This is a genomic window from Streptomyces triticirhizae (assembly GCF_003696235.1).
GTDB classification, from domain to species: domain Bacteria; phylum Actinomycetota; class Actinomycetes; order Streptomycetales; family Streptomycetaceae; genus Streptomyces; species Streptomyces triticirhizae.
Genome location: NZ_RFFJ01000344.1, coordinates 1 through 3,012, shown reverse-complemented (window position 1 = coordinate 3,012; position 3,012 = coordinate 1). Strand labels below are relative to the sequence as shown.

The window sequence follows — 3,012 nt, the reverse complement described above, 5'->3', positions numbered from 1 at the left end:
CGGCCGGCGCGGCGCGACGGGCGGCCCGCGCGCGGGTCAGCACCGGCAGTGCGGCCGCGACGGGCAGCACGGCGGCCGGCACGGTGACCGGCCCGACCACGCCGTCGGCCCGGGGCAACGCCACCGTCAACTCCTCCTCGGGCAGCCCGGCGACCTCGGGCGCGGAGCCGTCCGGGTCCCAGAACGCGACCCGGGAGAGCCGGGGCGGATCGGCCGGCAGCACGGTGGCGGCGAGGTTGAGGAGAGCGGCGACCTGCGGTGGGGTGGGCGGGCTGGCTGACACAGGACTCCTCGACACTCCTCGACACACTCCTCGACCCGTTTCATCAAATTTGACTAGCCGGCGGGCGACGGCCGAGGGTACTCCACCGGACGGCCCGACCCAAAACGCCTCCTCGGGGGAATCCCGCCGGCGCGACGCCACCGTGGGAACGCGCGCTCACGAGGGCACCAAAGGGGCGCAAAGCGGGGCCGATACGCCTCCCATGGTGGCGCTGGGTACACCCCCACTGGGGGGTTGCTGCCATGGTCACCCACCGTGAGCGACTCATAGAGTGAGGCCACCACCGTTTCCTCATACCGGAGTTCCCATGGCAGCACAGCCCACCGCCGTCATCACCCCGCCGCGCGCCGCCAACCCGTCGGCCACGCCCGACGCGGGCGAGTTCACGCCGCTGTCGCGGCTGATCAAGGAGCAGCGGCTCCTGGACCGGCGCCTGGGCTGGTACGCCGTCCACCTCGGTGCCAACGCCGTGGCCCTCGCGGCGGTCGTCGCCGCCGTGCTGCTGGCCGGCAACTCGTGGTGGACCGTCCTGCTCGCCGTTCCCATGGCGCTGTTCACCACGCGCACCGCGTTCTTCGGACACGACGCGGGCCACTCCCAGATCGCCAGCAGCCGCAAGGTGAACCGGGCCCTCGGGCTGATCCACGGCAACCTGCTGCTCGGCATGAGTTCCGCCTGGTGGAACGACAAGCACAACCGGCACCACGCCAACCCCAACCACGTCGACAAGGACCCCGACGTCGGCGAGGGCGTGCTCGTGTGGACCGAGGGTCAGGCCGAGAAGCGCACCGGCTTCGCCCGCTGGCTCACCCGCAACCAGGCCAGGCTCTTCTTCCCGCTGCTGCTGCTCGAAGGCATCGCCCTGAAGGTCGCCAGCGCCCGGATGCTGGCCGCCGGCGAGGGCTGGGAGGGCCGGGGCCGGGCCCGCGCCACCGAGAGCGTGCTGCTGATCACCCACGTCGTGGCCTACGCCGCGCTGCTGCTGAGCACCATGAGCCTGGGCAAGGCCCTGGTCTTCGCGCTGGTGCACCACGCGCTCTTCGGCCTGCACCTGGGCGCCGTCTTCGCGCCCAACCACAAGGGCATGGAGATGCCCGACCCCGACGTGCGCTGGGGCCACCTGCGCCGCCAGGTGCTGACCTCGCGGAACGTGCGCGGCGGGCTGCTCACCGACTGGATGATGGGCGGGCTCAACTACCAGATCGAGCACCACCTCTTCCCGAACATGCCCCGGGTCAACCTGCGCCGCGCCCAGCCGCTGGTGCGCGACTACTGCCGGTCGATCGGCGTCTCCTACGCGGAGACCGGGCTGGTCGACTCCTACCGGCAGGCGCTCACGCACATGCACGGCATCGGCGCTGAGCTGCGCGCCGAGCGGCGCGCGGGGCGCTGACGCCGGACCGAGCGTCGATGCGGGGCGGCGCGCGCCGGTCGAACGGCGCGCGCCGCCCCGGTACCTCTTCGCGCGGAACGGTGGCCTCTGGAGAGACGTTGACGAAGTGCCGGGGCGACCCTCGCCGCGGCGAGGAGGTGCGGACCATGTCTCGTGGTGCGAAGGTCGCGATCGGCGCGCTGGGCGTCGGGGTGGTGCTCTGGTGGCTGACCAGCTTCTGGATCGCCCTGCTGGTGATGGTCGGAATTCCGGCCGGCGCCTATTTCCTGCTGGACTCCTCGCAGCGCACCCGGCTGCGGCGGGTGGGCCGCAAGGAGCTGGGCCGCTAGGGCGCCGGCGCCGTCCTTTCGACGATTCCCGGACGTTTTCCCGACGATGTTCGGCCGTGTTCGCGCCGGCTTTTCGCGGGGGTTTCGGCCGGGCTTTGTCGTGTCCCCGTCGTTGTTGTCGCAGGGCCCCGGCCGCGTGGCCAGGGCCCTGAAGCCGTTTCTCCCCTGCCCCTTCCGCCTCGACGAGGCACCCGCCGAGCCGATCGAGAAACGGAAACGGTACGGTCCCTTCCGCATAGCGGTGTGGCCCAAACGGTTGCCCACAACCGCTTGCTGGGGAAGGCTGACACAGCGGTCGCCTTACGAGAAGGGGGAGCTGGGGATGGCACTGAGCACCACGCTCGACTGGCTGCTGGACGACCTGGCGCAGCGGCTACCTCGGGTCAGGCACGTCCTGCTTCTGTCGAGCGACGGACTGGTGACCTCGGTGAGCCGGGGCCTGCGGCGCAGCAGCGCCGAGCACCTGGCCGCCGTCGCCTCCGGGCTGCACAGCCTGGCCAAGGGCGTGGGGGAACACTTCGGCGTCGGCGACGTCCGTCAGACGATGATCGAGTTCGACGACGGGGTGCTCTTCGTGACCTCAGCCGGCGACGGCAGCTGTCTGTGCGTCCTCACCGGGGCCGACGCCGACGTGGGGCAGGTCGGTTACGAGATGACGCTGCTGGTCAACAAGGTCGGCGAACACATGGGACTGGCGGCCAGGGAGGCCCTCTGACGCCCTCTGACGCCCCACAGGGAACTCAACGCGAGGGATTGACTACGCAGGGTTGCCAACGGGGCGTGGGTGTGGCTAGGGTGGCTACTGACAGTTAGCGTTGCGTGCTGGAGGTAGCCATGTATCCGCAGAGTTTCTCCCTGATCGAGCCCACCACCCCGGTCCTGGCGCCAGGGGGGCGCGCCCGGCGCGCGCCGACCGCGCGCGGCACCGGCGTCCTGAGCCTGCCCTGGCCCGCGCGGCCCACGGTCACCGGCCGCGTGACGCTGACGGTCGGTCCACGAGGGCGCGT

General features: G+C 71.5%; 4 protein-coding genes. 3 read left to right on the top strand and 1 reads right to left on the bottom strand.

What is annotated here, in order from left to right; translation table 11 throughout:
- A partial coding sequence (locus EBN88_RS29385) for a hypothetical protein (protein WP_158621585.1) occupies positions 1–283 on the bottom strand: 283 nt, incomplete at its 3' end.
- A gap of 307 nt (positions 284–590) precedes the next feature.
- On the opposite strand from EBN88_RS29385, the gene EBN88_RS29380 reads away from it, so the two are divergent.
- The 3 genes from EBN88_RS29380 (at position 591) to EBN88_RS29370 (ending at position 2,720) form a co-directional block, all read left to right on the top strand.
- Complete coding sequence (locus EBN88_RS29380; protein WP_122400029.1) at positions 591–1,676, top strand: fatty acid desaturase family protein; 1,086 nt, start codon at positions 591–593, stop codon at positions 1,674–1,676.
- Between the two features lie 146 nt (positions 1,677–1,822).
- Entirely contained in the window at positions 1,823–2,005 is a 183-nt protein-coding gene (locus tag EBN88_RS29375; protein WP_122400028.1) for a hypothetical protein, read from the top strand.
- A 322-nt stretch (positions 2,006–2,327) separates the two neighbouring features.
- Positions 2,328–2,720 (top strand): roadblock/LC7 domain-containing protein, encoded by a 393-nt coding sequence (locus EBN88_RS29370; RefSeq protein WP_122400027.1) that lies wholly within the window; start codon positions 2,328–2,330, stop codon positions 2,718–2,720.
- The last annotated feature ends 292 nt before the right edge of the window (positions 2,721–3,012 follow it).